The 6,349-nt window shown below is 48.4% G+C and carries 6 protein-coding genes and 1 pseudogene; 1 reads left to right on the top strand and 6 read right to left on the bottom strand.

Annotated features, from left to right (window positions below):
* From ACO0LI_RS25790 to ACO0LI_RS25770, 5 genes and pseudogenes are all read right to left on the bottom strand, one after another.
* Window positions 1-123: pseudogene (locus ACO0LI_RS25790) on the bottom strand (IS5/IS1182 family transposase); the annotation flags it as partial.
* 96 nt (window positions 124-219) lie between these two features.
* Complete coding sequence (gene glmM / locus ACO0LI_RS25785; protein ID WP_423036230.1) at window positions 220-1,566, bottom strand: phosphoglucosamine mutase; 1,347 nt, start codon at window positions 1,564-1,566, stop codon at window positions 220-222.
* Window positions 1,567-1,580: 14 nt separating this feature from the next.
* Window positions 1,581-2,420 (bottom strand): dihydropteroate synthase, encoded by an 840-nt coding sequence (gene folP, locus ACO0LI_RS25780; RefSeq protein WP_422950957.1) that lies wholly within the window; start codon window positions 2,418-2,420, stop codon window positions 1,581-1,583.
* An 85-nt stretch (window positions 2,421-2,505) separates the two neighbouring features.
* The gene (ftsH, locus tag ACO0LI_RS25775; RefSeq protein ID WP_422950956.1) at window positions 2,506-4,395 is read right to left on the bottom strand and encodes an ATP-dependent zinc metalloprotease FtsH; all 1,890 of its coding nucleotides are present in this window, start codon (window positions 4,393-4,395) and stop codon (window positions 2,506-2,508) included.
* 123 nt (window positions 4,396-4,518) lie between these two features.
* On the bottom strand, window positions 4,519-5,163 hold the full coding sequence (locus ACO0LI_RS25770) for an RlmE family RNA methyltransferase (RefSeq protein ID WP_422950955.1): 645 nt from the start codon (window positions 5,161-5,163) through the stop codon (window positions 4,519-4,521).
* A 32-nt stretch (window positions 5,164-5,195) separates the two neighbouring features.
* Here ACO0LI_RS25770 and ACO0LI_RS25765 point away from each other — a divergent pair, with 32 nt between their 5' ends.
* Window positions 5,196-5,672 (top strand): YhbY family RNA-binding protein, encoded by a 477-nt coding sequence (locus ACO0LI_RS25765; protein WP_110253841.1) that lies wholly within the window; start codon window positions 5,196-5,198, stop codon window positions 5,670-5,672.
* Between the two features lie 161 nt (window positions 5,673-5,833).
* On the opposite strand, the gene greA is transcribed toward ACO0LI_RS25765, so the two are convergent.
* On the bottom strand, window positions 5,834-6,310 hold the full coding sequence (gene greA / locus ACO0LI_RS25760) for a transcription elongation factor GreA (RefSeq protein ID WP_110254249.1): 477 nt from the start codon (window positions 6,308-6,310) through the stop codon (window positions 5,834-5,836).
* Window positions 6,311-6,349: the final 39 nt, after the last annotated feature.

The following is a 6,349-nucleotide window of genomic DNA, read 5'->3' as shown; positions in this document are numbered from 1 at the left end:
CGTCAATACGGCACGGTCATCCGTCGGCTTGCGTCCTGCATATTGTCTATGGCGAGACGCTCTCTTCGGTAACAAAGGCTCGATTCTGCTCCACAGTTGGTCATCTATCAGTTCTTTTGGCATCGCTTTCCACCCTGACAAAACAAGATAGAAAGTTAACACTACTCATGAAAAGTTAACAGCACTTTTTTTCAGTCGTTTTAATTTCGCAACAGCCTCTTAGATTGCAGGTGGAATGCAATCTGCCAGGCGGCGGGCGCTGGTAGAAGCGAGTTCGGCGTCTTCTGCTTCTACCATCACACGTACCAAAGGCTCGGTGCCGGATGCTCGTATCAATACCCTGCCCCGGTCTCCGAGTTCAGCCTCGACCTTTTGCTTTTCTGCAACCAGCTTTTCATTTTTTTGCCAGTCGAAACCGGCTGGCACTTTGATGTTCAATAAGGTTTGCGGGAACAGTTGCAGATCATCGAAGCAGGCATCAAGGCTCTTGCCGTTGCGCCTCAAAGCCGACAATACCTGCAGTGCCGAGACGATGCCGTCGCCGGTAGTATGTTTATCCAGGCACAGGAGATGACCAGAACCTTCACCGCCTAGCAACCAGCCACGTTCCTGCATTTGCTCCAACACGTAACGGTCGCCGACTTTGGCACGGGCGAAACCCACACCGAGTTTTTTAAACGCAACTTCAACTGCCATGTTCGTCATCAAGGTGCCGACCACGCCCTCAATCTTGCCTATCGCCATGCGGTCCAGCACCATCAGGTACAAGAGCTGGTCACCGTTATAAATCTTGCCGTGTTTATCTACCATCAGGAGGCGGTCAGCATCGCCATCTAGGGCGATACCCAGATCAGCATGATTGGCGCGCACTGCCAGTGACAAGGCATCTGGTGAAGTAGCGCCAACCTTGTCATTGATATTCAAGCCATTCGGTTGATTACCTATGGCGATAACGTCTGCACCCAGTTCATGGAAAACATGCGGGGCGATGTCATAAGCTGCACCATGAGCGCAATCGATAACGATCTTCAGGCCACGTAAATCCAGCTCTGCCGGGAAGGTGCTTTTACAGAATTCTATATAGCGACCATTCGCATCACTCAGACGACGGGCTTTACCAAGTTTCTCAGAGCTCACGCATTGCATGGGGCGTTCGAGCTCAGCTTCGATAGCCAGTTCAACTTCATCAGCCAGCTTGTTGCCGTTGGCCGAGAAAAATTTGATGCCATTGTCATCAAACGGATTATGCGAAGCCGAGATAACGACACCTGCCGACAAACGCAATGCCCGCGTCAGGTAAGCTACTGCGGGTGTTGGTGCCGGGCCAGACAGCATGACATCGACACCTGCGGCGGCAAAGCCGGCCTCCAGCGACGCTTCCAGCAAATAACCTGAGATACGGGTGTCTTTGCCGATCAGGACTGTGGGGCGAGCATCGCCAGTGACATTGGCTTGCGCCAGCACTTTACCTGCCGCATAGCCCAGGCGCATGACGAAATCAGGCGTGATCGGTGCGACACCCACTTTGCCACGTATGCCATCTGTACCAAAATATTTTCTGCTCATATTCTTCCTGCTCATCAAGGGGATAATGCATCCCAGATTTTGTATGCATCGACAGTTTCTGCAACGTCATGCACACGGATAATGTTTGCGCCCATCTGCTTTGCGAGCAGGGCTGCTGCGATACTGCCTGCCATGCGTTCAGGTGCTGCTCTGCCAGTCAAGCCACCGATCATGGATTTGCGGGATACCCCGACCAACACAGGCAAGCCCAGCTCTTGCTGGAATTGCGGCAAGTGCTTGAACATGGCTGTATTATGTTCCAGAGTTTTGCCAAAGCCAAAACCAGGATCAAGACAAATACGATTGGCTTCTATGCCAGCATCTGTCAATGCTGTCAGTCTATCGCGCAAAAATGTCTTCACGTCCTGATTGACGTCTATATATTCGGGACTGACTTGCATGTCTTCTGGCGTGTTCTGCATATGCATGACGCATAAGGCAGCTTCTGCATTTTGTACGGCGGCGATAGACTCAGGCGAACGGAAGCCCTGGATATCATTGATCATATCGACGCCCGCAATCAGCGCTTCGCGCATGACCTGAGGCTTGTAAGTGTCTATGGACAAGGGCTTGCCGCAGTCACGCAAGGCATAGATGACAGGCATAACGCGGCTCAACTCTTCATCCAGCGGTAAAGGAGCAGAGCCAGGGCGGCTTGATTCACCGCCGATATCGATGATATCAACACCGTCTTCTATCATCTGTTCAGCATGGGCAATGGCGCTTTCCAGGTTCAGGTATTTACCACCATCAGAAAAAGAGTCAGGCGTGATGTTGAGCACACCCATGACCAGGGTTCTGGACTGGGCTCCACTTAAGGGATAGCGGAAACGGCCACATTGGAAATATTTCATTTTTTAAAAAGACTAAGGGTGAGGAATAACCCCCACCCTTGTACAAGAAATTCAAAAATTAATTGTGTGTTTTTTGTACGTCAGCTCAGGCTGGCGCTGTCGCACTAGGAGATACGCCACCAGAAGACTTGTCGGATGGAGAGCGGTTAATCGCCTGACTTTGTTTTGGCGGACGTGGGTCAACACCATTCATGATGTCACTGACCTGATCTGCATCGATGGTTTCCCAATCCAGCAAGGCCTTGGTCATGATTTCAACTTTGTCACGATTCTCTTCCAAAAGTCTGCGTGCCAAAGCATATTGCGCATCCAGGATATTACGGATCTCAGCATCCACTTTCTGCTGCGTCACTTCGGAAATCGTTTTGGATGAACCACCAAAATAGCCATCATTCTGATTGTCTTCATACACCATCACGCCCATGCTGTCAGACATACCCCAACGTGTAACCATCGCCCTGGCGAGTTTGGTCGCATGAGAAAAGTCACTTTCCGCACCGGATGACATTTGACCAACGAAAATTTCTTCAGCGATACGGCCACCAAACAACATTGAAATTTTGTCGAGCATTTTATCTTTGTACAAGCTCACAGCATCATGTTCAGGCAAAGACAGAGTCACACCCAAAGCAGAGCCGCGTGGCATGATCGTCACTTTATGAACAGGATCAGACGTAGGCAGCAATTTTGCCACTACAGCATGACCAGACTCATGATAAGCCGTAGCTTTGCGCTCTTCCTCACGCATGACCATGGAGCGGCGCTCAGGACCCATGTAGATTTTGTCTTTGGCATCTTCAAAATCGATCATTTCGACCAAACGTTTATTGCGTCTTGCAGCAAACAAAGCTGATTCATTAACCAGATTAGCCAGGTCAGCACCAGAAAAACCAGGTGTACCACGTGCCAGGATGTCAGCTTTTACGTCAGCAGAAATAGGTACCTTGCGCATATGGACGTTAAGGATTTGCTCACGACCACGTACATCCGGCAAACTAACGGAAACCTGGCGGTCAAAACGACCTGGGCGCAGCAAAGCTTTATCCAGTACGTCAGCACGGTTAGTTGCAGCAATCACAATAACACCTGAGTTCGCTTCAAAACCATCCATCTCCACCAGCATCTGGTTCAGGGTCTGCTCACGCTCATCATTACCACCGCCCATACCAGCACCGCGATGGCGGCCAACAGCATCAATCTCATCGATAAAGATGATACAAGGTGAATGTTTTTTAGCATTCTCAAACATGTCGCGGACACGGGAAGCACCCACACCAACGAACATTTCAACGAAATCAGAACCGGAAATCGTGAAGAAAGGTACCTTTGCCTCACCTGCAATAGCGCGTGCCAGCAAAGTTTTACCAGTACCTGGAGGGCCAACCATCAACACGCCGCGCGGGATACGGCCACCAAGTTTCTGGAACTTGGTAGGATCACGCAGAAAATCAACGATTTCGCTGACTTCTTCTTTGGCTTCATCGCAACCGGCGACGTCAGCAAAGGTCACATTATTGTTGGTGTCGTCCAGCATTCTGGCCTTGGACTTGCCAAAAGAGAATGCCCCACCCTTGCCACCGCCCTGCATCTGGCGCATGAAGAATACCCAGACGCCGATCAGCAACAGCATCGGGAACCAGGAAATGAAGACTTGCGACAAGAAAGACTGCTCTTCAGGCTGTTTGACATCAAACTTTACGCCACTATCGACCAGATCGCGTATCAGGCCCTTGTCCAGCACAGTGATCTGGGACTTGACTTTTTTACCTTCAGAATTGGTCGCCACAATGGTACGGTTGGCTTCATCAATGGTCGCTTCCTTGATGTGCTTGGACCTGACCTCATCGAGGAATTCAGAATACGGAATTGGTGCAGCACTGGCGCCGACACCTTTCGTGCCAAACTCTTTAAACAGCATAAAGAGCACCAGGGCAACAACTACCCAGACGGCAGCTTTTGAAAACATATTATTCACGAGAACTCCTTGGAGGCAGGATGCGCCATTTGATACTGTAAACGTTCATTCTACCCCCATTGGGTAGAGCTTGCTAGCCAGCATATGTTGGCAATATTGATGATTATCAAGAGGTAAATTCAATTATTCGGGGTTTTTCAAGCCTTTTCCAAGCAAAAATATCTCGGAAGACTTGTCTTTGCTGGCTTTTGGCTTCTTGTTGATCACTGTTTTGAATTCATCTTTAAATAGTGTGAAAATATTGTTATAACTAGGCCCGTGGAAGCATTTCACCAATAAAGCACCGCCTGGTTTCAGATGTGCCTTAGAAAAAGTAACTGCCAATTCGATAATATATTCGACACGGGCAGAGTCAACGGTTGAGTTACCAGAAAGATTTGGGGCCATATCCGATAAAACCAAGTCAACTTTGCGCCCTAACAATTTAGATTCCAATTGATCAAGCACTTCATCCTCGCGAAAATCGCCTTGTATGAATTGCACGTCAGCGATAGGGTCCATGGGTAAAAGGTCCAAGGCAAATATTTCGCCCGTGATACCGCCACCCTCTTTACCTGCGAGTTTATTCCTTACATACTGAGACCAGCTACCAGGTGTTGCACCCAAATCAACAATAATCTGTCCTGGTCGTATCAGTTTTTCTGATTCATCTATTTCTTTTAGCTTGTAAACGGCGCGCGCACGATAGCCTTCCTTTTGTGCAAGTTTCACATAAGGATCATTAATATGGTCGTGAACCCAATTTTGATTGAATTTATTCTTTGCCATTCGCGTAAAATACTGCTTTTAAAGGAATTACTATGTTAAAACTTACGCCCGCTGAAAGAAGCGAACTCCGCTCCGAAGCACATGCACTGAAACCTATCGTATTAATCGGCGAAGCTGGATTGACTCCTGCTGTGATCAAAGAAATTGATGCTGGCCTGAATGCCCATGGCCTGATCAAGGTACGCGTATTTGGCGATGATAGAGAAGCACGTATCGGTATGTACGATACCATCTGCGCCGAGCTGAATGCAGCTCCAGTACAACATATTGGAAAACTTTTGGTAGTTTACCGTCCAAAACTGGAAGGCACGAAAGAAACCAAACTGGTTAAAAAAGGCAAAGGCATGCGCGAAGTCACTATCGTCAAACCTAGCCCAAGTGGCACCAAAAAACCGACTGTATCCAAAGTCATGGTTAAAGGCAATGAACGCGTTACCCAAGGTGGCAACATCAAACGCGCCAAACCACGTCAAAGCAGTGCAAAAAAATCATCTCTGGCCAACAGCTAAGCCTGAATACTTCTGATATCTGATCAGTACTCAACCCGGCCAAACCAGGCCGGGTAATATTTTTGCCAGAAAATACATCCTTCTAGTCACTCTACATCGCTTTCTACTTCACTTTACAGCTATTCATATTCATTGACTGAATATGAATTTAAAACGTCATATCAGACGTACAGTACATCCAGCACTTCATATTCACGCACGCCTGCGGGTGCCTGCACACCAACCACGTCACCAGCATACTTGCCAATCAAGGCACGTGCGATAGGAGAAGTGATGGAGACTTTGCTCAATTTCAAGTCTGCCTCGTCTTCGCCAACGATCTGGTAGCTGACTTTTTGTGAAGTTTCCAGGTCTTCCAGATGTACGGTAGAGCCAAATACGACACGGCCTTCTGCATCCAGTGTAGTTGGGTCGATGATTTGTGCAGAACCCAGCTTGCCTTCCAGCTCAGCAATACGGCCTTCGATAAATGCCTGGCGTTCTTTGGCGGCATCGTACTCGGCATTTTCAGACAAATCGCCTTGTGCGCGTGCTTCTGCAATCGCATTGATAACATCCGGGCGTTCTTTGGTCTTCAAAAGATGCAATTCTTTTTTAAGCAATTCTGCGCCGAACTTAGTGACAGGTACTGTACTCATATCATTCACACTCATAAAAGTAAAAATACAGAGGCCACG

The organism is Undibacterium sp. Tian12W, from assembly GCF_049339405.1.
Lineage (GTDB): Bacteria > Pseudomonadota > Gammaproteobacteria > Burkholderiales > Burkholderiaceae_D > Undibacterium.
Note: the sequence above shows the minus strand (reverse complement) of the source record. Positions and strands in the feature narration are given on the sequence as shown.